28 protein-coding genes, 1 tRNA gene and 2 pseudogenes are annotated in these 19,350 nt (G+C 54.4%); 2 read left to right on the forward strand and 29 right to left on the reverse strand.

Annotated elements, in window-relative coordinates:
• Positions 1-387: 387 nt before the first annotated feature.
• The 14 genes and pseudogenes from ACR3EP_RS10850 to ACR3EP_RS10915 all read right to left on the reverse strand — a co-directional run bounded on the left by ACR3EP_RS10850 (position 388) and on the right by ACR3EP_RS10915 (position 9,188).
• The gene (locus ACR3EP_RS10850; protein WP_480637758.1) at positions 388-651 is read right to left on the reverse strand and encodes an EcoRII N-terminal effector-binding domain-containing protein; all 264 of its coding nucleotides are present in this window, start codon (positions 649-651) and stop codon (positions 388-390) included.
• Positions 644-1,246 carry a C-terminal helicase domain-containing protein gene (locus ACR3EP_RS10855; protein WP_480637760.1) on the reverse strand — a complete coding sequence of 201 codons (603 nt, stop codon included), beginning with the start codon at positions 1,244-1,246 and terminating at the stop codon, positions 644-646. The genes ACR3EP_RS10850 and ACR3EP_RS10855 overlap by 8 nt, the downstream gene beginning before the upstream one ends.
• Positions 1,247-1,587: 341 nt before the next feature.
• Positions 1,588-2,001 (reverse strand): SNF2-related protein, encoded by a 414-nt coding sequence (locus ACR3EP_RS10860; protein WP_480637761.1) that lies wholly within the window; start codon positions 1,999-2,001, stop codon positions 1,588-1,590.
• 472 nt (positions 2,002-2,473) lie between these two features.
• Entirely contained in the window at positions 2,474-2,968 is a 495-nt protein-coding gene (locus ACR3EP_RS10865) for an HNH endonuclease (RefSeq protein WP_480637762.1), read from the reverse strand.
• Positions 2,969-4,132: 1,164 nt separating this feature from the next.
• The gene (locus tag ACR3EP_RS10870; protein WP_480637763.1) at positions 4,133-4,504 is read right to left on the reverse strand and encodes a hypothetical protein; all 372 of its coding nucleotides are present in this window, start codon (positions 4,502-4,504) and stop codon (positions 4,133-4,135) included.
• A gap of 16 nt (positions 4,505-4,520) precedes the next feature.
• Complete coding sequence (locus ACR3EP_RS10875) at positions 4,521-4,907, reverse strand: ATP-binding protein (RefSeq protein WP_480637764.1); 387 nt, start codon at positions 4,905-4,907, stop codon at positions 4,521-4,523.
• A 224-nt stretch (positions 4,908-5,131) separates the two neighbouring features.
• A pseudogene (locus ACR3EP_RS10880) lies at positions 5,132-5,403 on the reverse strand (hypothetical protein).
• Between the two features lie 31 nt (positions 5,404-5,434).
• Positions 5,435-5,602 carry a DNA cytosine methyltransferase gene (locus tag ACR3EP_RS10885; RefSeq protein ID WP_480637766.1) on the reverse strand — a complete coding sequence of 56 codons (168 nt, stop codon included), beginning with the start codon at positions 5,600-5,602 and terminating at the stop codon, positions 5,435-5,437.
• A gap of 23 nt (positions 5,603-5,625) precedes the next feature.
• Positions 5,626-6,422, reverse strand: a pseudogene (gene dcm, locus ACR3EP_RS10890) (DNA (cytosine-5-)-methyltransferase).
• Positions 6,376-6,720, reverse strand: a complete 345-nt coding sequence (locus tag ACR3EP_RS10895; RefSeq protein ID WP_480637767.1) for a helix-turn-helix domain-containing protein — start codon at positions 6,718-6,720, stop codon at positions 6,376-6,378. Before ACR3EP_RS10895 ends, dcm begins: the two are co-directional and overlap by 47 nt.
• A gap of 471 nt (positions 6,721-7,191) precedes the next feature.
• Complete coding sequence (locus ACR3EP_RS10900) at positions 7,192-7,659, reverse strand: hypothetical protein (protein ID WP_480637769.1); 468 nt, start codon at positions 7,657-7,659, stop codon at positions 7,192-7,194.
• Positions 7,659-8,054 carry an AAA family ATPase gene (locus ACR3EP_RS10905; protein ID WP_480637770.1) on the reverse strand — a complete coding sequence of 132 codons (396 nt, stop codon included), beginning with the start codon at positions 8,052-8,054 and terminating at the stop codon, positions 7,659-7,661. The genes ACR3EP_RS10900 and ACR3EP_RS10905 overlap by 1 nt, the downstream gene beginning before the upstream one ends.
• A 125-nt stretch (positions 8,055-8,179) precedes the next feature.
• A complete protein-coding gene (locus tag ACR3EP_RS10910; protein WP_480637772.1) occupies positions 8,180-8,545 on the reverse strand; it encodes a PriCT-2 domain-containing protein in 366 nt (121 codons plus the stop codon).
• Between the two features lie 130 nt (positions 8,546-8,675).
• Positions 8,676-9,188: a bifunctional DNA primase/polymerase gene (locus ACR3EP_RS10915; protein ID WP_480637774.1), complete on the reverse strand. Its 513-nt coding sequence runs from the start codon at positions 9,186-9,188 to the stop codon at positions 8,676-8,678.
• Positions 9,189-9,238: 50 nt separating this feature from the next.
• Between ACR3EP_RS10915 and ACR3EP_RS10920 the strand changes: the two genes are divergently transcribed.
• Complete coding sequence (locus ACR3EP_RS10920; protein WP_480637775.1) at positions 9,239-9,631, forward strand: hypothetical protein; 393 nt, start codon at positions 9,239-9,241, stop codon at positions 9,629-9,631.
• A gap of 61 nt (positions 9,632-9,692) precedes the next feature.
• On the opposite strand, the gene ACR3EP_RS10925 is transcribed toward ACR3EP_RS10920, so the two are convergent.
• The 10 genes from ACR3EP_RS10925 to ACR3EP_RS10970 all read right to left on the reverse strand — a co-directional run bounded on the left by ACR3EP_RS10925 (position 9,693) and on the right by ACR3EP_RS10970 (position 15,278).
• Complete coding sequence (locus ACR3EP_RS10925) at positions 9,693-9,767, reverse strand: hypothetical protein (protein ID WP_480639015.1); 75 nt, start codon at positions 9,765-9,767, stop codon at positions 9,693-9,695.
• The gene (locus tag ACR3EP_RS10930) at positions 9,764-10,201 is read right to left on the reverse strand and encodes a hypothetical protein (protein ID WP_480637776.1); all 438 of its coding nucleotides are present in this window, start codon (positions 10,199-10,201) and stop codon (positions 9,764-9,766) included. The genes ACR3EP_RS10925 and ACR3EP_RS10930 overlap by 4 nt, the downstream gene beginning before the upstream one ends.
• Positions 10,202-10,469: 268 nt before the next feature.
• A complete protein-coding gene (locus ACR3EP_RS10935) occupies positions 10,470-10,793 on the reverse strand; it encodes a hypothetical protein (protein ID WP_480637777.1) in 324 nt (107 codons plus the stop codon).
• The gene (locus ACR3EP_RS10940; RefSeq protein ID WP_480637779.1) at positions 10,783-11,985 is read right to left on the reverse strand and encodes a tyrosine-type recombinase/integrase; all 1,203 of its coding nucleotides are present in this window, start codon (positions 11,983-11,985) and stop codon (positions 10,783-10,785) included. Before ACR3EP_RS10940 ends, ACR3EP_RS10935 begins: the two co-directional genes overlap by 11 nt.
• Positions 11,986-12,150: 165 nt before the next feature.
• Positions 12,151-12,225, reverse strand: a tRNA-Phe gene (locus ACR3EP_RS10945).
• Between the two features lie 79 nt (positions 12,226-12,304).
• A complete protein-coding gene (locus ACR3EP_RS10950) occupies positions 12,305-12,487 on the reverse strand; it encodes a DNA gyrase inhibitor YacG (RefSeq protein WP_480637781.1) in 183 nt (60 codons plus the stop codon).
• Positions 12,484-13,506: a ribonuclease E/G gene (locus ACR3EP_RS10955; RefSeq protein WP_170507764.1), complete on the reverse strand. Its 1,023-nt coding sequence runs from the start codon at positions 13,504-13,506 to the stop codon at positions 12,484-12,486. Before ACR3EP_RS10955 ends, ACR3EP_RS10950 begins: the two co-directional genes overlap by 4 nt.
• Positions 13,503-14,081 (reverse strand): Maf family protein, encoded by a 579-nt coding sequence (locus ACR3EP_RS10960; protein ID WP_480637782.1) that lies wholly within the window; start codon positions 14,079-14,081, stop codon positions 13,503-13,505. The genes ACR3EP_RS10955 and ACR3EP_RS10960 overlap by 4 nt, the downstream gene beginning before the upstream one ends.
• Positions 14,082-14,092: 11 nt before the next feature.
• A complete protein-coding gene (gene infA, locus ACR3EP_RS10965) occupies positions 14,093-14,311 on the reverse strand; it encodes a translation initiation factor IF-1 (protein WP_005978431.1) in 219 nt (72 codons plus the stop codon).
• A gap of 91 nt (positions 14,312-14,402) precedes the next feature.
• A complete protein-coding gene (locus tag ACR3EP_RS10970) occupies positions 14,403-15,278 on the reverse strand; it encodes a carbon-nitrogen hydrolase family protein (RefSeq protein ID WP_480637784.1) in 876 nt (291 codons plus the stop codon).
• A gap of 306 nt (positions 15,279-15,584) precedes the next feature.
• On the opposite strand from ACR3EP_RS10970, the gene ACR3EP_RS10975 reads away from it, so the two are divergent.
• On the forward strand, positions 15,585-15,905 hold the full coding sequence (locus ACR3EP_RS10975) for a hypothetical protein (RefSeq protein WP_480637786.1): 321 nt from the start codon (positions 15,585-15,587) through the stop codon (positions 15,903-15,905).
• Between the two features lie 93 nt (positions 15,906-15,998).
• On the opposite strand, the gene ACR3EP_RS10980 is transcribed toward ACR3EP_RS10975, so the two are convergent.
• The 5 genes from ACR3EP_RS10980 to hisD form a co-directional block, all read right to left on the reverse strand.
• A complete protein-coding gene (locus ACR3EP_RS10980) occupies positions 15,999-16,592 on the reverse strand; it encodes a GNAT family N-acetyltransferase (protein ID WP_480637788.1) in 594 nt (197 codons plus the stop codon).
• A complete protein-coding gene (locus ACR3EP_RS10985) occupies positions 16,585-16,983 on the reverse strand; it encodes a ketosteroid isomerase-related protein (protein ID WP_170350219.1) in 399 nt (132 codons plus the stop codon). Before ACR3EP_RS10985 ends, ACR3EP_RS10980 begins: the two co-directional genes overlap by 8 nt.
• A gap of 2 nt (positions 16,984-16,985) precedes the next feature.
• Entirely contained in the window at positions 16,986-17,438 is a 453-nt protein-coding gene (locus tag ACR3EP_RS10990) for an arsenate-mycothiol transferase ArsC (protein WP_170350218.1), read from the reverse strand.
• Positions 17,439-17,441: 3 nt separating this feature from the next.
• Positions 17,442-17,921, reverse strand: coding sequence for a UPF0262 family protein (locus tag ACR3EP_RS10995; RefSeq protein ID WP_170350217.1), 480 nt, complete (start codon positions 17,919-17,921; stop codon positions 17,442-17,444).
• Between the two features lie 92 nt (positions 17,922-18,013).
• Entirely contained in the window at positions 18,014-19,312 is a 1,299-nt protein-coding gene (gene hisD, locus ACR3EP_RS11000; RefSeq protein ID WP_480637789.1) for a histidinol dehydrogenase, read from the reverse strand.
• Positions 19,313-19,350: the final 38 nt, after the last annotated feature.

Consider the following 19,350-nt stretch of genomic DNA (forward strand, 5'->3'; position numbering starts at 1 on the left):
TGGCAAGCACCGGTACATCTATATGAGCGGCAAAGATCTGGTTTGGGCGATGCGTCACGAGTTGCATTCGACGGATGAATACCGGCGGCTTTGGATTGGTATCGCCAGAAGGAGTATCTTGGGCGCAGTGAGAACGAGTTTGTCGCTTGTACCTCACTGAAACCTAACTCTCACGGTTTTTAGCCATTCTAAGCCGAGATTAATTCAAAGAGATTTGACAAATTTAATGTACCCGGTTCCAACCCGTAAGCTTGATCTTGCCTGACTGGCTAGACGATTCTTCTATGGCAGCTGGAATAACACTTATCTGAAATTTGGATTCGCCCTCCTTACTGGAAATCTTGAACAAATCACCTTCACTTGCTCCAAAAGCTTTAAAAAACTTGGTCATATGAGTAATTCGGTACTCGTCTCTCGTTCCTTTAGGATCGTGAAATTTGTTGTTATAAAATACATACCTGAACGACCATTCCCACCATCCACGTCAACGCAGCTGAGCCAAGCGTCCGGGTTCTTTACACTCGGGTCTAACTTGGGAAGAAATGCAATCAGTTCCTTTTCTCCTTTGGGAACGTGAATGCCTGCCTGATGGGCACCTGACTCCCCAGTGTCATTTGCCGTTAATTGTTTGGTGAATGTTTTTTCAGTCATTTGTTCTGTCCGGTGTAATTTCCAGCGCGCGCTTCAGGTCTAAATCGTCTCGTGTTGCTATCGGTATAGCTTCATTCCCTAGTTCCCTCTTCCAACTGGAGCGTTCCAACATCACAGCTTCAACTGTGTCCTCATAGTATAACCGGTACACTGTCACCGGTTCGGTTTGCCCTCTTCTATGTGCTCTGGCACTGGCCTGAGCTTCTAAGGCGGGATTCCAAACTTGCGTATAATGTATGACTACAGTTGCAGCAGTGATGTTTAAGCCTGCGCCGGCAGCTTTCGGATTCAGAATGAGGCAAGCAGGGCCATCGTGGGCAGTGTAGTCGTCAACAATAATCTGACGATCCTCTTGCAAGGTTGAACCATTAATTGCAGACCAGAACACTTCGGATGCGGGTTGGAGAGCTTGCCTGATCAGATCTCCACACCGGTTGTAAGAAGCGAAAACCAAAACCTTGCGACCGTTGGAGAACGCCTCCTGTATCAGTGCGACAGTTCGCTCCAACTTCGGTGTGACAAGAGCTTCGGAACTGCCCCAGTCGATCTGTGCGTTTTCCTCGTATAGCTCGGCAAATGAAGTCTGTGATCGCAACCAGGATGAGCACAAAACATCTGAAGCTGACCCGTGGCAACAAGAGCGCCGGCAGACGGATATTTTTCAAGTGTCTCGGACCTGATACGTTCATACTCGGCAGCAAGTGAATTACCTAGTTCTATCGGGAGATCAATGTCCACGCGCTCAGGCAAGTCTCCTGCAACGTCGCCTACAAGTCTTCTCAGTATTATTGGTTCAGATATTTTTTCAGCTCCTTCGCTGAGGCCACCCCATCCGGAAATTCCGCTTCAAATTCTGACTGCGTACCAAGCAGTCCCGGTATTGCGAAGTCGGCAATCGACCAAAGATCTAAAGGCTATTCTCAACCGGCGTTCCGGTCATTGGGATACACCGCTTACGCGGAACTGACGCCAGCTCGCTCCTTCGGGCCGATGCCGGATTCTTAGAGCCTGTGCCTCATCGCAAATCACCCAACCCCATTCAAATGCACTGAAAATTGAGATGTCGTTCACCGCAGTTTCATAGGTAGTGATCACAACCTGCGCCACCTGAAGATCTCGAAAAATCCCCGCCCGATGAGCCCCCCTATGGACCATAACGGACAATTCCGGTGCAAAGGTATGGATTTCTCTGCGCCAGTTTGCAATGAGGCTCGTTGGGCACACAATTAGAGCCGGTGCAGTCTCTGTAGGCGGGTCGAGCAACAGAAGTGAAATAATTTGTATTGTTTTGCCTAAGCCCATTTCGTCTGCAAGGATCAACCCGCCAGTGTGAGAAAGCGTTTCCTTCATCCAGGCTACTCCGGTGGCACGGTATCCGAACAACGTCGCATCTAAGCCCGGGATCGAAGCTTCAACAGGATACGCCCCAGCCTGATCGCGAGCAGGTTTGAGGACATCATCTTCAAGTTCTACCGAGATGAGATCCTGAGAAAGCCGCCGCAAAGCCAGAACCTCAGGGAACGAAAGATTCTCGAGATCGTAACCGCAAAAAGGCGCTCAATTGTCTCTGCCGGTCGTGAGGTAGGGGCCGAATAACACTTCCTTCAACATACCAGTTATGCTTGAGCGAAGGCGCCAGTCCGGTAACAATCTCTCCTTTCACCTTACGCCGGCCGGAGGCTCGCCTTGTAGCTAATGCCCGACTTTTCAATTAGCAAAGTCGGGTCTCCGACACGTTCGGACAAAGTGAACCCGGCCGGAGGATTTTCTTTCATAGCAAAGTCATTCGGAAACGCTGATACGTCAGTCTTCTTCATTTCCATCATCTCCGAAACCTCACTTGGGGTCCGGGAACCGGACGACGTGTGTGCACGACGCGATGACATGTCGGACACAATGGGATCAGGTCCGATACCGGATCGTAAGTACTTGGCTTATCCAAGCTCGCCAGTGGCTGAAGGTGGTGCACTTCAATGACCTCACCTGCCTCGCCGTAGGTTTCTCGCGGATCCACGCCGCATATTCCGCAACGATGCCCATGAAGACGAATTGCCAGAAGACGGTTTCTTGGATTGCGCTCTCTTCGTTTGACGGCACTCAGAGATACTGCGCCTTCGAAGATTTCGGCGTCGCCGCGCTCAACGTCCGGATGCACCTCATCATATCCAATTAGTTCAGCTACTGCGGCCAACATGGGCACAACAATTTCTTCACAGGTTCGGGAGACCTCTCCATCGTCAACAACGGAGTTTATCCCTCGTCTCTCAGCCGTAATTGAAAAGCTGATATCATCAACCGCCCAGTTCTCTGAGGTCATCCCTTCCGGAAAATAGAGGTCAATTTCTGATCCGATACTTCCCGTCAGACTGAATGCAAGTTTTTGGCTTCGTTATCCGCTTGATTCATCTGCAAAATAACTGCCTCAGATGCAGATCCGAAGCTCAGCACAACGCGGTGCCGGCGCAAGCCAGAGGGCCCCAATGACACAACTGGCCCGTTGCGCCGGCCCGGTCCGCAAACCAGATCTGGAGAGATGTCTGAAGCCCTGACTTGTCGGACTTTAGGCTGATTTCAGCACCGGTCCCGACGGCCAGAGTTCTTCGGACGAGTTCTGCTTTGTCGTTAAACATCTAGTTCAGATTGCGCGTCGCCTAATTCGTGATCCGCCGGCAATGACACTTCTCTTAGTAACCGCTTCAGATTAAGTGCAACTTCTTCGCGAAAGTCTTCGAAAACAGCTTCGAGCTCCGGGTTTTGTGATCCAGCTCAGCCGTGGCCAGAGCCCACAGCAGCAAGTCCATACCTTCAACGGGTAGCCGGGTCTTTAGCTCTAAGATAAATCTTCTGATAAAAGTCGTGGAACTTATTAATCCTAACCGAGACGACGTGGTCTTTGTCCGTTGAACTTCTCAGTGCCGGCTCCCACAACCCGCCAGAGTGCATATCCTCTACTGCTTCAATGTAGACGCTCTCCGCGTTTACATCGTTCTGAACCGGAGCTTTCAACTTGATTGTCGGACCAAACGTGTTGGATACGACAGCGGTACCGCCTTCGACGTTTGCAGAAACCACTGATGGTTTTTTGACATTAGGGTTTTCTGAACACTCTTGTTTGAACTGGAGTGGTCGATCCCGCGTTTTGCAGTAGCCGCCTTTGAAATCCTGCGGTTTCTGGCATCGGCTTCTCTTCTGACCGGAGTGATCAGTGATTTAACCCGTGTCTCAAGAGCAGGATCAAGCAATATACGAGACTTTTCACATCTACTCTGAACGCTTCATCGAGCTCATGGGAGAAGTCGAGTTCTACCCGAAGCAAAGACATGTGTGGCTCCATCGCGCTCCAGCCATGAATTCCAAGCCACCCGCCGGTTTGTATCAGCCGGTTTTCTCTGAAGACGTAAAACCCTGACCTTTGTTAGAATGCCGGATTTTTCTTTTTGCTCGTCGGTGCAATCGCTGCTGTGGGGTAAAATCCAGGCTTTCAGTATTGCTGTTTCAACGGAGCCATCTTCCAGAATGCATTCCAGTTTTGCTGCTTTGGCCCAAGAACCTGCTCTGACCCTTCGGGATAAAACGGGTTCCAGCCTTCGAGGTTGTCACCATTTACAAAGATCGACACATTCGGAACCGTTGCATCATCGGGATCCAGAAAACGATGGTGAACCAGCGACAGATGAGAAGCGAGATTTTCTGTTACACGCTTCACTGCAGCCTTCTCTTTCGCTCCCCCCGGTTCTTCGTAGTTTCTTTGCAGCAGTCGATCGCAATTCGACCAAATCACCAGCGTACCAGTATCGCCGCAATATTCTTCAAATGCTTCATGCTCGTCCGCGGTAATGTCTTCCTTTAACATATCCCAGGAGTTCACTTCAGAAACATGGAGAAGATCCCGTAAGTTTCGCCAGCTCGTCTGCAGGATTACGCCTCGATATAACTGTAAACCGCAAGCAGACCGAGCTTGACGCTGTCTTCAGACCAAGCCCGAACTTTCCGAGGCTGGCGAGGTTCGGTCGTGCTTTCGCACCATAGCGCATAGCATCATAAAGCTCGTCGAAGTTCATACCATCGCCATCATCCCCGAAGTAAACGAACTTCCTGCCTTCAGGAGTGAGCACCACTTCGATGTTAATGTTCGAAGCGTGCGCTGCGATCGAGTTATCCACGATGTCGGCCGCAGCGGTATTGAAATCATAGCCCGTGTCTCGCAGGCCGTGTATCAGGCGAGGAGCATCAGGTGGGTTTGTCAGATCTATCATCTGTTATTCTAACCTGTCGGAAATAATTGATAATTCGAAGCTACGACTATGAAGGGTATACCCGCAATCGGATCAGCGTCATGTTCCCTCTCCGCTGATGCTTAACATTTCTTTCTCCGATTGCAGCCATTGAACCAGACGATCCATTGTTTCCTCCAACGGCAGTCGCCGTTTTCCTTTAACCGCACATTCCCAGACCAATGCAATGCGCCACCCAGCCTCACCTAGTGCTGAATACGTTTTGCGATCTCGCTTGATATTCCCATAGATTTTTTTTCTCCAGAACTCTTCCCGAGTCCAGGCCACTTGAAAAGGTTGCATCCATGCCCGTGCCAAAAACACCCGTTCACAAAGATGACCGCGCGATGTTTGCGTAAAGTCAGGTCAGGCTTTCCGGAAAGGCTTTGTTATGTAGCCGGAAACGGAAGCCGCGTGCATGAAGTGCACGGCGAATTATCATTTCCGGTTTCGTATCTGACCCACGTATCGCCGCCATGTTCCGGCTACGCGTCTTGATGTCATGAATGTCAACCAACTTGGATAGCCGCTTCCGCCCTGTAATTCGTCAAACTCAGGATATGTGGCCTCATAAGGCGCGCAACATCTGAGAATACCGGCACAGCCACAGAGTTTCCGAACTGCTTGTAAGCCTGAGTGTCTGACACCGGAATCCGAAATTCTTCGTCGTATCCCATCAGGCGGGCACATTCCCGTGGCGTCAGGCGCCTCGGATTCCGGCCCTCGCCCCTATTGACAAGAATCTCTGAGCCATCCTTGTAGTAGCGAGCGGATAGGGTCCGGGATATGCTGTCTCCTGCACCAAACCAAACCCAAACCCGTTACCTTTTGCGCGGTGCTTAGCCGCATAATTTTGCAAGTACTGCCAAAGTTTGTCGCTCAGGGTATACTTATCGCTGACGACAGCCTTGGCACCCACCGTATAGTGACGCTCCGGTACCTCCAGCCCATTCTCCGGATGAAGAATGTCCCCCATCACAAAACGACCCCGTCTTGGCAGATCGATATCATCAAACGAGAATGGCACGTCTTCTCGGAACCCGACCATTACGATCCGCTCGCGATGCTGAGGCACATAGTGTGCCGCATCAATTACCCGTGTCTGAAGCTTGTACCCAAGCTCATCCTCTAACTTGCGCTTGATCACCTCAAACGTCCGCCCCGATCGTGGCTTCTGAGATTCTTGACGTTTTCCAACAGGAAAGCTGCCGGGCGGTGCGCCATCAAGATTCTTAGAACGTCAAAAAATAACGTGCCCTGAGTCCGTCATCAAAGCCGTGTCGTCGGCCTAGCGCATTCTTCTTTGAAACACCTGCAATTGAAAAGGCTGACAGGGAAACCCGCCACCAGGACGTCATGCTCAGGGATTGCTGCTGCATCCACCTCCCGGATATCGCCCGCGATCGGCCGGTTGTCGGGAAAGTTCGCAAGATAGGTCTGTTGGGCGAATTTATCCCATTCGGAGGTAAACACACATCGCCCACCTGCGCCCTCCATAGCTTTGCGCAAGCCACCAATCCCTGCAAACAAATCGATAAAGGTGAAGCCACCTTTGTTTTCGGTAGGCCCCGCCGATCGACTTCCAACTCCAGCAAACGAATGACACCGTCTCTGGGTTTTCTTCACCTCTGACCCAGCGATAAATGTGGCTCTCAGAATAGTCGAGGTGTTCTGCTGCCTGGGGTACCGAATAGCCCGCCTTCCTGAGAAGGATCTCAAAGTCCGTCATCTCTGCTCGCTTCGCTGGGAATTTTTCTGTCATTATGGCTGGGAGCCACCCTAGCCGCAAGAACATTATGAGCACATTTGGTGGATTTCTCGTTAACGCACACCTGATCCAGGCTTTTGCCACCAATTGCCTGTGCTTTGCGACAGCACATTTCTATTGCCGTCGTATGCGAACTTCCCTTGAGAAATAGCACGCTACAGCAATTCGGAATAGGTCCGGGACGTTAACAAAACGAACATCTTATTCTGCTGTCAGGCGACACCACGGAGACGTCAGCGAAACACCTGCAAACGGGTGTCGCTTAGGCTGGAAGGAAAACTCTCAAAAGCCGAGCTCTGCGCTGACCACGGTGAGCGTTTGACAACCGGAGGGACCCGTTTGTTGATCGATAACTCCGTCGTAATCCTGCTCTGCAGACGCCCCGCAGACCTGACAACAGGGACACCCCTAAAGGGGGTGTCCTGTCTGTCCGTCATGCGAGGGGCCGGCTTCCTTCAGACAGACAGGACAATCAGCAGACTTTGTCTTAATGTCCGCTCAGTCTCCTGCACTATCCTGATCCTCTTCGATGTCATCCCAATCATCGTTTTCCACTATCCGTGGAACGAACATCAAACCGTTCTCGACAGCAATCCTCCCTTTCTTCACAAGCCCTGAAAGAGCTCTGGATACCGCCTTTTGTCTGCTGGCGCGGTTATCACTGCCTGAAACGCTCAATCCATCAGTAGCGGCCTTTCGCCAGTCAGTTACGCTCAGCTCAACCCCGTCCGACATTTCCATGTAAAGCGTGAAAGCCGCCGCTTCAGCGGACGTGAGTATCGGATTGCCGTCTGGATCCCCCGGGCTGCACGGCAGACAGATCGGTGCATCCACGGGTTCGCTGTCTATGTCGTAACCAAGGTGGCGAGAGCCGATTCTGAACGCAAAGTTGAGGTCAGGTGATCCGTTTCGGTTCTTGCGGATTTTGCCCCGAACAATTCCGTTCCGGTCGGCAGTCCTGACCATTATTGAAAAGTCGAGGGCTCCGTTAAATACAGAGTGCCCCTGGGTGTATTGCCCTCAGCTTTGGTTCCGTGATGAACAAAGATGACCGCCGCCCCAGATTGTGCAAGGCGTTTTCCAATCTGCACAACGCGGTTCATACCTGCAGCGTCATTCTCCTCCAGTCCGGGCATTGCCATGGCAAGTGTGTCGATCACAATAAGGGAAGGCCGGACCAATCTGACCTGTTTCACCAGAGCCTCCAGGTCGGGGCTGCCCTTTCCCTCCACCTGACCTCGCGAAAACAGATCTCCGCAACCCTGAACCAGTTGGAAACCATCTGTTATGCCAAGATCACCACAGAGAGCCGCGACGCGCCCGGCCATACCATCTTCATCCTCGCAAGCGATGTAGAACACCTGCCCTGCTTAGTTCGCAAACCAAAGACATCCTCTCCACGAGCGACAGCGTAGCCAAGCCGCGGAGCAAACAGATTTGCCAGCCCTGGGCTCACCAAAGATGCATCCTATCTGCCCGGGTGCGATCAACATCTTGATGACGTAGTCACGGATGGGCAGATCGGCACATTGGTCAGGGTGAGAAACGTAAGCCCACCGGTATCAGCTGACTTTGAGGCGTCTTCACCGAGCAGGAATTCGATGCTTGGCAACTCTTCCGGGTCGTCATCAAAATCGTTTGGCGAAACTGCCAGCCAGCCAAAGCTTCTCGCTTCTGCAAACAGCGTATCAGCAGTCACAGCAGGAGCCTCGGCTTTTCCGAAACTACGCCACTTCCTTGCTACTTCCTTAGAGTCGTAGCCGGTGTAGTCAGCACTCCAGGCCTGTACGAGACTGAGCCCGGCCCGGATCCGGCCGTCGCATGATGAACTGCCATCAGAATTCTTACCCACTGCGCATACGGCAAGTCATTCGGGATCCTGAAGAGTGCTTCTGCAAGCTCAGCCAGCTTATACCGATAATGAATGGACTCACGTTTCTGAGGGCTGCTGACAGACCGTGTGAGCGCCTGCGGGAACGCGGTCAGCAGCAGCTGAGCAACCCTTGGGTCACCTTTTCCACCGTATAAGAACCGGTTTTGCTGACTGCGCCCGGAGCTATGACGTAGCCCCCCTCTCCTCGGACATCTATACCGGCGCTGGTCGTCGAGTTTCGGATACCATCCGCGTTTTCAAAATAGAGATGCTTACCTCCGCCAGCGGTCCGAACAACCATTGCTGCGTCTTCGGCATCAAGACCAAGATCCAGATATGCGGCGACTCCGTCTTTGTGCTCCCGCACGTCGAGGTCGACGACGGCTACTCCATTGACTGATCCGGTCGGCAGTCCAGGAAGTGCATCAGGCCATTTTGCCCACCAGGCTTCAATCTGCCGCACATCAGAAGTGGCAACCTGTTTCCATTTCACACCGTTTTGCGGCGCCTTATTATTGGGGTTGCACGGGAAAATTCTGTATCCGGATTCAGCAAGCTGTAACGCAGCTTTTTCATTGACGGATTTTGTTCGACCGGCAGAACTGACTGTGGATCCCTGCATTTGTCTTTCCTGTCTGATTCTCCGGTCGCAACGCGAACCGCAAAAGCGTCGTGGAACTGGACGAAACCAGAAGCCAAAACCACAAGTTAAAGAAAGAGCACGGTGGGGCCGGAGAAAGTCGGCCCCGGCCGTTCTATGCTATCGGCTCAATTTCGAAAGCCACAGAAAACCCTGTCCCAAAAGCCTTCCGGCGGCGCTTCGTATCGAACGGAACAGTACCAGCAATGCTTCCCTTCAAACTCGTGAACAAGGTTGGACAGCAATGCTCGGTTATGGCCGATTTCCGCCGCGAGCTGTTTTTCTTCTCGATTTCAAGTCGCGCGAAAGGTCCGCACTGCGCTCGTCCGCGCCGTTATACGTCAGTTCCGAGATCCTTGCCCAGCGCAGGTCTTCAAGAGTTTTGGAAAAACCTTCCCCATGTCGTCGGGATGCATGACGATTGATTTGCTCATTGCTTTTAGCCCTGACCGATGCTGACTTTCGCACAGCTTTCCACAAACGCGCTCAACCAGGATCGGGCATGGCGGACGCCCGGTCACTTAGTTTTATAAACGGAGGAAAGCGTCCTTCGGAAATCATCTGATAAATCTGACTGCGCGACAGTCCGATTTTTCAACAACCTCTGCGGGCCGAAGTAAGCGCCCGGTGGGCTGCACGTTCTGCCAGGGCGTTGTATCCTGTTGCATTTGTGTCCTTTCCTGAAGTGGCCGACAAAACGTCGTACCGGCCACTAAAGGCTGACAGAAACCTTTACGCATTTCACGGGAACAAACCTGCCAAAATCCGGAGGTATTTTCCTCTTTAATTTCCATGACCTGACAAAACATCCCGGAACTCTTCTGAGAAAATTCTCCGGCCGGGCCTTCAAATCCAGCGACCTGCGGATCCATTTTCCCGGTGATCGGATGATATTCGACGCAACCAGGTTCCGGACCCAGACTCATCTTCATTTCAAGAACAGCCTTAAGTCGCTTCCTGAATGTGCCATCTTGTACGGGGTGCCAAAGTGCCATCGCCCTGAGGTCGTCCGGCACCGAAACAGAGAAGCTCCGCTCTTCTATCCTCTCGTTCACAGTCTCTGTAGTTGCATTCAAAACCGAAACACAGCTCCCCGACTCCCTTTGACTTTCGGGAAACGACCGCATCTGGTTCTACACCAAAAGCCGCGTGAAAAGACCAATCGCCCGGGGATAGAAAACCCATTTTTCAGCGTTTGGCCGGGCACCACCAGAACTACGATGCTTCAAAACACACTGTGCATCAGCCACCCACTTCTCTGCTTCAACGGCCCATGCTCGCGGAAGCGGGGTGGAGGGTCTTCATTGTACAGAAAGCTACTGGAGAACCCCGATAGATCGCAAGGACATCACTGACCTTTTTAACCTGATCCCAATCCAGGCGCGCAGTCAGTTGCTCTCTGATCGTCCATTCAACACAATCGTTTAGCCAATGGTGAAAACTTTTCTCGGCGACTTCATCCAGAAGAGGGAGCTCTGTTTTTACGATGATGTTCTTCACATCAACAAAGGTCAGGAGTCTTTGCCACCCGATCGATTCCTGACTCAGGGTAATAAACTTTTCAGATTTTAACACTTCACCGATCATCCTGAGCCGCCTCTTTCATTCTGCTTAACTCACCCGCCCACCAGTCTGCCATTCTCACCCGTTCCTCCCAGTGTTCTCCCCGAACATAGGCGCGTCGCACGTCGTTGCCCTCAACATGAGCCAGAGCACGTTCAACCGCGTCTGCAGCCCACAGACCGCTTTCGTTTGCGAAGGTGCTGAACGTTGCCCTGAAGCCGTGTGCGGTTATCTGATCGGACGAGTACCCCATCCGTCGGAGTGCAGCGTTCAGAGTGTTTTCCGACATGGGTTTCTTCCAGGACCGCGCGGAGGGAAAAAGGTAATCACTTGTTCCTGTATGCCGGTGCAGTTCTTTCAGCTGATCCAGCGCCTGCTGCGGCAACGGAACACGGTGAGGGCGGCGCATTTTCATTCGTTCCGCCGGAACACGCCATGTCGCCTCCTGACACTCAAATTCATCCCATGTCGCCAGTCTGAGCTCTCCGGGGCGCGGGGCCAGAAGGGCAAGCAGATGCAGCGCATGTTTTGTCGCAGGCTGACCCGAGAAAGCATCGATCCTGTTCAGAAGCAGGCCAAGTTCTTTCGGATCAAGTATCGCTGATCTGGAACGCACCTGCGGACGGATAAGCGCGCCTTTAAGTGCCTCTGTCGGATCCTTATGCGCGCGCCCGGTCGCAATTGCATAGCGGAACACTGACCCGATCGTGCTCCTGAGCCGACTGGTTGTTTCATAGGTTCCTTTGCTCTCAACCTGCCGCAGCAGGCGCAGAACATCCGGGGTCTCTATCTGCACAACGGGGCGTTCTGAAAGCATCGGCTCAGTCTGACTGATGAGCCAGTTCAGCTTCTTCAGAGTAGCAGGCGCCCGCCCTTCTTTTTCGAGCTTTGAAACATACTCCCGGGCCACCACGCCAAAGGTCACCGCGCGTTCCCGTTCGGCCTCAATCCGTGCCAGTTTCCGCTCCTCTCCCGGGTCTTTGTCTTCCAGCAAAAGCAACTTCGCGGCATCACGTTTTTCGCGTGCAAGTTTGAGGCTGACGAGGGGGTAAGGACCAAGAGACAGGAGCTTTTCTCTACCCCCAAACCGGTACTTGAGCCGCCAGAGCCTGGACCCGCCGGGATTGATCAGCAGGTGCAAACCGCCCCCATCAAATATTTTGTAAGGTTTTTCGCGGCTTGCGGTATTTCGGATGGCTGTATCGGTCAATGGCATGAGAACAGGAATCGAATTAATGTGGTTTTGAAAATACCCCCGGAAATACCCCCAGATCGTCTGGCTGCACCCGGAATCACCTGAACGACGCTGGACTCAGAATACAGCAAAATCATGGCGTTACCGAAAATATCGGACAGTGCTGGATGCTGCTGAAAGTATAAATGGTGCCCGGGGGCGGAATCGAACCACCGACACGAGGATTTTCAATCCACTGCTCTACCCCTGAGCTACCCGGGCATGGGAACGATGTTCATCGTTGGGTGGAGGCCTTCTATGACTTGCCACAGGCAGTGTCCAGAGGCTTTTTCAGATTTTTTCAGTGTGGGCGCGATTGCTCGGTTTGACCTTCGGATCCAACCGTGTCCAAGTCCTCTTCCCGCTGCGACGGAACCGCATATGAGCCGTTCAACCACTTGGCCAGATCGAGGTCAGCACAGCGTTTTGAACAGAAGGGGCGGAACTTGGTTACCGTGTCTTCACCACAGATCGGGCAGCTCATTTCAACACCTCCGTCAGTGGAATACGGCCGCGTTTGCGTTGCAGTTCGTAATGGCCCAATGGTGTCCAACCCGCCAGGGTGGTTTCAATTCCATCTGCCTTGAACGCGGCGCGCAGGGCTGATTCAAAACCGCGCCGATCTTTCTTGGGCATTGGGGCAAGGTCCAAGGTGATTTGCCCGCCCAGACCCCGCACGCGCAACGCACGTGCCAACACCTTGGCGCAGGCGAAGTTCGCCTTGGTTCCGGCGGCCATTGAGGTGTCGGATCCGGTGTTTACATCCACTGCGACCAGGGCGCGTGTGGGCTGAATATACAAATGCCCGCCGCCCGGAAGCGGCTCGGAAATACCGCGCACCTCGTCCAACGCATCCAACACGCCCTGTGTTTCAAAGCTTCCGTCCTGCGTCACCACTTCGGCCGGGTCGGTCCAGTCGCGCCAGGCCAGAACGTGAGGGCCATCGCCCTCCAACAACAGCTCGGGTTCGGTTCCCGGATCATTCAAAACCTGATTGGCATGGGCCAGCATGGCGTTGATGTCCTCGGCGATCTCGCCCGCATCTTCACCCAGACAACAAGAGCGCAGAATCAGGCCATAAGTGCTGCCGTCCATGCAGTCATGCGCAATCTCAAGCAGACGGTCGCGCTCGTCCTCGTCACGGATTGAGCGTGAAATATTCAGGCCCGGCGCTTCGGGTGTGACAATCGCATAGCGGCTTTTGAACAGGATGCGATCTGTGACCGGCAGCGCCTTGCCCGGCTCTGCATAGCCAGTGATCTGCACCAGCATCAGGGTGCTCGGGGCCAATCCCTTCACCTGCCGCAAGAAGGCCGGACCGTCGGGAGTTGTCAGGAACATGCCACCCTGCCCTTTGACGGGGCGGTCGGCCCGGGCGCGGTAGATCGTGCCCGGTGCGGGGGCACCCCCCGCGATCAGGAAATCATCCAGCTTGCCATCCACCATCAAGGCGGCAGCTTCGCGGTTGTCGATATGATCCAGAACGATGGTGCGGCCCTTCATGACACCTCACGATACAAAGGATAGCCGATACCCTGCAAAAGGGCGGCAGTTTCAGACAGGGGTAGCCCTACGATGCCGGTGAACGAACCTGAAATCCAGGGAATGAACGCTCCGGCCGGGCCTTGAATGGCGTAAGCACCTGCTTTGCCCTGCCAGTCTCCGGTTGCCAGATAGGCATTGATTTCAACGTCCGACAGGCGCTTGACCTTGACCTGCGAGACCACATCACGTTGCAACACCCGATCGCCACATCGCACAGCGACCGAAGTGATCACGCGATGCCGCCGACCGGACAGCGCATGTAGGAATTCGGCCGCCTGCCCCGCATCTTCGGGCTTGCCCAGAATGCGACGGCCAAGCGCAACGGTCGTATCCGCACACAGGGTGACATCATCGCTATCCGCCTGAATAGCCTGCACTTTTGCCCGTGTAATACGATTACAGTAAGGTACTGGCAATTCGCCTTTCAAAGGCGTTTCGTCAATGTCGGGGGCGCGAATTGCATCGGGCTGCACGCCAAGCTGGGCCAGCAGGTCCAGCCGCCGTGGGCTGCCCGATCCTAAGATAAACGCCATTGCGGCAGGCGTTACTTGAAGCGGTAGTTGATCCGACCCTTGGTCAGATCATAGGGGGTCATCTCGACCTGAACCTTGTCGCCGGCCAGAACACGGATGCGGTTCTTACGCATCTTGCCTGCCGTATGCGCGATGATCTCATGGCCGTTTTCCAGCTCGACCCGAAACGTCGCATTAGGCAGGAGTTCCTTCACGACACCGGGAAATTCGAGCGTATCTTCCTTGGCCATGTTGTCTCCATCATTACGTTGCACCCGCAGAATCTACGGGGATGTGCGCTTAAATGAGCCCATTTTGGGCTTATTTCAAGGCCAGAATCACCTAAAGGCGCGATAATGTGACGGAATCGACTCGCGGCGACTGCTCCTCCCAATGAGTGCGGTTCAGAACATGCCCATCGGTGCGAACTTCGGCAATTGCTGAAAGGTCGATATCCGCATAGGTCCATCCCGGCTGGTTCAAAGCGCCTTCGGCCAACACACCAGTCGCAGGAAACCCCTTGTCGGGTGGGCCGAAAATGCCGCCGGTGCCGGTATTCTTGTCCACCGCCTCGGACCAGTCATTGTCCCCGACCAGAGACGCCATCACCGTAACGCATTGATTTTCCAGCGCCCGTGACATCGCGCCGATCCGAACCCGCCAATAGCCTGCCAACGCCTCGGTACATGAGGGGACCAGGATCAGATCGGCCTCGCTCAGCGCACGGCCCAACAGGGGAAATTCGCTGTCATAGCAGATCAACACGCCGATCTTGCCCAACGCGGTATCGAATAATTTCAGCGGTCCGCCCGGCGCGATATCCCAGTCTTCGCGCTCAAAGCGGGTCATGATCTGTTTGTCTTGATGATCCTGCCCACCATCGGGCGCATACAGTGCTGCACGGTTTACCGGTCCGCCCGGCCCATCCACAATCGGGGCCGACGCGCCCAGAATGTAGGTCTTGTATTCCTGCGCAAGACGCTGATGCAGGGCCTGCGCCGCCTCCATCCGATCAGACACTGCCCGGATCGAACGCTCGAGATCGCCCGCGACGTCGACCCCATCCAATGTCGACAACTCCATTGCACCGTATTCAGGAAAGACCAGCAACTCAGCCCCCTGTCCGGCGGCGTCTGAGACCCAGCGGCCTAGCTTGTCCTCATACTGCGCCCAACTGTCGAGCCAATCGAGGTTATAGGCAGCGGTTGCGACTTTCATTTTTTGAAACCCAGATCTTTTGGTCACGCGACAGTAGATTGCAAATGGATAGCCTGTACAGCTCAATTGAACCAAAAGTAAGTGCGCCAGCCCGCAAATTACCCAGTACAGAGTTGGTTTGGACGACCCAATAAACCTGCATTACTGTCCAGATTTGCATTAACCAATTTCGGTAACGTTACCAAGCTGTCAAATCGGACGCTGTCGGCAAAATTGTAAAGCACCTTACCGGCGCGTAATCTGGCGGTGTTAGACTGTGTAACACTCAACCGATGCTTAGGGTTTTTCATAACGGGAGAAATTGACATGCCTCATTACATTAATCACTTCACTTGCTCGGCGGCGACATGGCCAAAAGACCGCGAGGGGGAGATCGCTGCGTGGACCGATATGGTCGGTGATGCCAGCGAACTTGTGGAAGGGGAAGGCCCAGTCAAATTCACAGGTTGGATAAGCAATACTGAGGGCTATGTTCTCCTTGAGGCGGAATCCAAAGCCGAAGTAATTGGGATCTGTGCGCAATTCTGGCCGCTTTTTCACAATGACATCATGGAAATTGTGCCAACTGCAGAAGCAGGACCAGCAATTTTGGCTGGCGTAAAGCGAGGATGGGAAAAGAAGGCATAACACTTCGTTCTGGCGACCATCAGTTTCCCCTGAAGATCGGAAAGGCCGGCCAATTTGCGGGATTGCTACATGCTAACGGGTCAGCACCGTCTGTTAGATATCCCGTATCCAGAACTGCAGCGGCTTCAGCGTCTCGCCTTTTTCCCCGATATCCTTCCACGAGAACTGGGCGATGGCGCCTGACAGCGGCTCATATCCCCGCGCCCGCCAGAAGGCGTCCAGCGGCCGGTATTTTTCGGGCCGCATCGGGTGATCCGCCGGGCGCTGTACGCCGCAAAAGGCGCATTTGCTGAAACCTAGTGCGCGGGCATGCTCCTCACGCAGATCGAAAAACTTATGGCCAACGCCCTGACCTCGATAATCGGACAGCAAAACGGATTCCGCGCAGTAGAAGATCTGCGACAGATCCAGCCCGGTGCCCTCAAACGCCGCCGCGAAATCGTCGGCGTGGTCAGTCAGCGGTGCCCCAGTTGACGCGCCAATCAGGCGATCGCTGTCAAAGGCGCCGACGACAATTGCTTTGTCGCTGTCACGATAGGATTGCAGATATTTCCGCTCATATGCCAGATCACCATCATAAAGGTAGGGCCACGCTCGAAACACTTCGATCCGCAAGCGCGCCACATCGTCCAGAGCGGCCTCTAGCGCCGCACCGGTCAGGGGGCGGACGGCGGTGACCTCAGCCACCGGACACCTGCTTGGTCCAGTCTGCAAGATTGTAGAAGGTGGTGACGCGGGTGATCTTGCCATCCTTAAGGTCAAAGAACGACCCCGCTGGCAGGCGGTAGGTCTGACCGTGGGCCTCGGGCAGGCCCTCGTCAGTTTCCAGATAGGTGCCGTTCACGATGAATTCGGCCGCTGCACGTGTGCCGCCCTTGGCCTCGAAAACCACGATATCAGTCAGGTTCTCGCGATAGCAGCGGTTCATATGATCGCAAAAGGCCGTGAATTTCTCTTTCCCGACACGAATTTGACCTTCGTTCACGTGATGGGCCACATCCTCGGACAGGCAGGCCAACATGCCCTCTACATCGCCGGCGTTGAAGGCATCGAAATAGGTTTGGACGGTCTGGTTCATGGTCACTCCGTAGGTTCGCCCCAGCGATCTTTCAGATGCTTGATGATCTGATCGCGGGTCTGTCGGTAGTGATGTAGCTTTTGTTCGCGATTCTCGCCCAGTCCAGTAGGGTCCATTATTGGCCAATAATCGACATCCAGATGAAAAACCCGTGTCAATTCCAGCGCCTGACGCTGACTGGCGGGCGACAGAGCCACGACCAGGTCGAAGGAACTAAGATCGTCGCCCCATTCCTGCATCTCATCAAAGGACCGCGAGCGATGCCGGGACAGCTCGACGCCGATCTCGTGACAAACGGAAATGCAAAACCCGTCAATCTCAAGGTCGTTATGGACGCCAGCAGACTGTACATAGGTGCCGGTACCATAGAATTTCTTCATGATACCTTCGGCCATCGGAGACCGGACCGAGTTGTGGTCGCAACAAAATAGGACCGACTGCGGCAAAGGCTTCACGCGTCAGCCCCCAAAATGCAACACGCAAATCAGCGTGAACAGACGGCGGGCGGTGTCTGTGTCAATATCCGCCTTTCCTTCCAGCCGCTCCTGCAACACGCGGCTGCCTTCGTTGTGAATTCCGCGCCGGGCCATATCGATGGTTTCGATCTGGCTGGGTGGCAGGTTCTTGACCGCATTGAAATAGCTTTCGCAGATCTGAAAATAGTCTTTGACCACCTGCTTGAACGGGCCAAGCGAAAGGTGGAACTCGGCGGCTTTTTCCTCGGCCTCGGTGGCGATGTCAAAGACCAGACGTTTTTCACGGATCGACAGTTGCACGTGATACGGCCCGTCCGGCGCCGTGCGCCCATCCCGTTGAGGAAGGGTAAAACTGTTGTCTTCCAGCAGATCATAGATGGCGACCTTGCGCTCTTGCTCGATCTCGGGGGTCGGCGGCGGCAGGTTTCGATCATCCAGTTCGATATGTGAAATGCGGGTCATGTCGCGTGTGGTCCGTTCAGTTCAGCACAGACCTATAGCAATGGTTTTCATTGAGCAACGCACAGAAACGCCACGTGCCATAGGTCTTTGCATCAATTCAGCCCGTTGAGGCGGGCCGTCACCGACAGACCGTGCGCCTCAAGGCTTTCGGATTGCGCCAGTTGTTCCGCCGCAGGGCCAATAGCGCGCAGCGCGTCGGGCGTCATCTGGCTGAGCGTGGTACGTTTTAGAAAATCCATCACGCTGAGACCGGATGAGAACCTGGCCGAGCGCGCGGTGGGCAGCACGTGATTTGGGCCACCAACATAATCACCGATGGCCTCGGGCGTGTACTGGCCCAGGAAAATCGCACCCGCATGGATGGTTTTTTCACTCAGCCCGACCGGATCGGCGACGCACAGCTCCAGATGCTCGGGCGCAATGCGATTGGACAGGGCGGCGGCCTCATCCAAATCGCGCACGGTGATTATTGCCCCAAAGTCGCGCCAGCTGGCCCCTGCGATGGCGCGGCGTTGCAAGGTTTCAAGTCGCTTCTCAACCGCTTGCGCCACTGCCTGCCCAAAGTCGGCATCATCGGTGATCAGGATCGACTGGGCGCTTTCGTCATGTTCGGCCTGGCTAAGCAGATCCAACGCGATCCAATCGGGGTCATTGTCCTTGTCCGCGATCACGAGGATTTCAGATGGACCGGCAATCATGTCGATCCCGACCTTGCCGAACACTCGGCGCTTGGCCGCCGCGACAAAGGCATTGCCCGGGCCAGTGATCTTGTCCACTGGCGCGATGGATGCGGTGCCATAGGCCAGCGCTGCAATCGCCTGCGCGCCACCGATGCGATAGATTTCGTCGACTCCGGAAAGCCGCGCGGCCAACAGGACCAGTGGATTCACCTGCCCGTCTGGCGTTGGCACCGTAATAGCCAACCGCTGAACCCCCGCCACCTTGGCCGGAATTGCATTCATCAGAACTGACGAGGGGTACGAGGCCAACCCGCCCGGCACATAAAGCCCGGCTGCCGACACCGCCGACCAGCGCCAACCCAGTGTCGCCCCGGCTTCGTCGGTCCATTGATGATCCTCAGGCATCTGTTTTTCGTGATAGGCGCGGATGCGCTCGGCGGCCAGTTCCAGCGCAGCGCGGTCCGTATCCGAAACCTGCGCAACCGCAGTGTCGATTTCTTCTGCGGAAAAGGTCAAAGTAACGGGCGTCAGGTCAAGCCGATCGAACTTGGCGGTCAACTCTATCACAGCCGCGTCGCCCCGGCTGCGCACATCATCGATGATTTGCGCTACGGTGGCGTCTACGTCCGGGCTGTCCTCGCGCTTGGCCGACAACAGCGCTTGAAAGGCGGTTTCGAACTCAGACGACGTGGTATCAAGGAAAACGGGCATGATCAGGCACTCCGGGGCGTTTGATGGGGACATATCGC

The sequence above is a fragment of the Ruegeria sp. BB10 genome (genome assembly GCF_056535725.1).

Bases quoted from the DNA above. Each gene is read 5' to 3' on its own strand.
- ACR3EP_RS10850 (WP_480637758.1), bottom strand. From the start codon at position 651: ATGACTGAAAAAACATTCACCAAACAATTAACGGCAAATGACACTGGG.
- ACR3EP_RS10860 (WP_480637761.1), bottom strand. From the start codon at position 2,001: ATGAAGGAAACGCTTTCTCACACTGGCGGGTTGATCCTTGCAGACGAA.
- ACR3EP_RS10865 (WP_480637762.1), bottom strand. From the start codon at position 2,968: ATGACCTCAGAGAACTGGGCGGTTGATGATATCAGCTTTTCAATTACG.
- ACR3EP_RS10870 (WP_480637763.1), bottom strand. From the start codon at position 4,504: ATGTTAAAGGAAGACATTACCGCGGACGAGCATGAAGCATTTGAAGAA.
- ACR3EP_RS10875 (WP_480637764.1), bottom strand. From the start codon at position 4,907: ATGATAGATCTGACAAACCCACCTGATGCTCCTCGCCTGATACACGGC.
- ACR3EP_RS10885 (WP_480637766.1), bottom strand. From the start codon at position 5,602: ATGGGATACGACGAAGAATTTCGGATTCCGGTGTCAGACACTCAGGCT.
- ACR3EP_RS10895 (WP_480637767.1), bottom strand. From the start codon at position 6,720: ATGTTCTTGCGGCTAGGGTGGCTCCCAGCCATAATGACAGAAAAATTC.
- ACR3EP_RS10900 (WP_480637769.1), bottom strand. From the start codon at position 7,659: ATGGTCAGGACTGCCGACCGGAACGGAATTGTTCGGGGCAAAATCCGC.
- ACR3EP_RS10915 (WP_480637774.1), bottom strand. From the start codon at position 9,188: ATGCAGGGATCCACAGTCAGTTCTGCCGGTCGAACAAAATCCGTCAAT.
- ACR3EP_RS10930 (WP_480637776.1), bottom strand. From the start codon at position 10,201: ATGGCACTTTGGCACCCCGTACAAGATGGCACATTCAGGAAGCGACTT.
- ACR3EP_RS10935 (WP_480637777.1), bottom strand. From the start codon at position 10,793: ATGATCGGTGAAGTGTTAAAATCTGAAAAGTTTATTACCCTGAGTCAG.
- ACR3EP_RS10940 (WP_480637779.1), bottom strand. From the start codon at position 11,985: ATGCCATTGACCGATACAGCCATCCGAAATACCGCAAGCCGCGAAAAA.
- ACR3EP_RS10950 (WP_480637781.1), bottom strand. From the start codon at position 12,487: ATGAGCTGCCCGATCTGTGGTGAAGACACGGTAACCAAGTTCCGCCCC.
- ACR3EP_RS10955 (WP_170507764.1), bottom strand. From the start codon at position 13,506: ATGAAGGGCCGCACCATCGTTCTGGATCATATCGACAACCGCGAAGCT.
- ACR3EP_RS10960 (WP_480637782.1), bottom strand. From the start codon at position 14,081: ATGGCGTTTATCTTAGGATCGGGCAGCCCACGGCGGCTGGACCTGCTG.
- infA (WP_005978431.1), bottom strand. From the start codon at position 14,311: ATGGCCAAGGAAGATACGCTCGAATTTCCCGGTGTCGTGAAGGAACTC.
- ACR3EP_RS10970 (WP_480637784.1), bottom strand. From the start codon at position 15,278: ATGAAAGTCGCAACCGCTGCCTATAACCTCGATTGGCTCGACAGTTGG.
- ACR3EP_RS10975 (WP_480637786.1), top strand. From the start codon at position 15,585: ATGCCTCATTACATTAATCACTTCACTTGCTCGGCGGCGACATGGCCA.
- ACR3EP_RS10985 (WP_170350219.1), bottom strand. From the start codon at position 16,983: ATGAACCAGACCGTCCAAACCTATTTCGATGCCTTCAACGCCGGCGAT.
- ACR3EP_RS10995 (WP_170350217.1), bottom strand. From the start codon at position 17,921: ATGACCCGCATTTCACATATCGAACTGGATGATCGAAACCTGCCGCCG.
- hisD (WP_480637789.1), bottom strand. From the start codon at position 19,312: ATGCCCGTTTTCCTTGATACCACGTCGTCTGAGTTCGAAACCGCCTTT.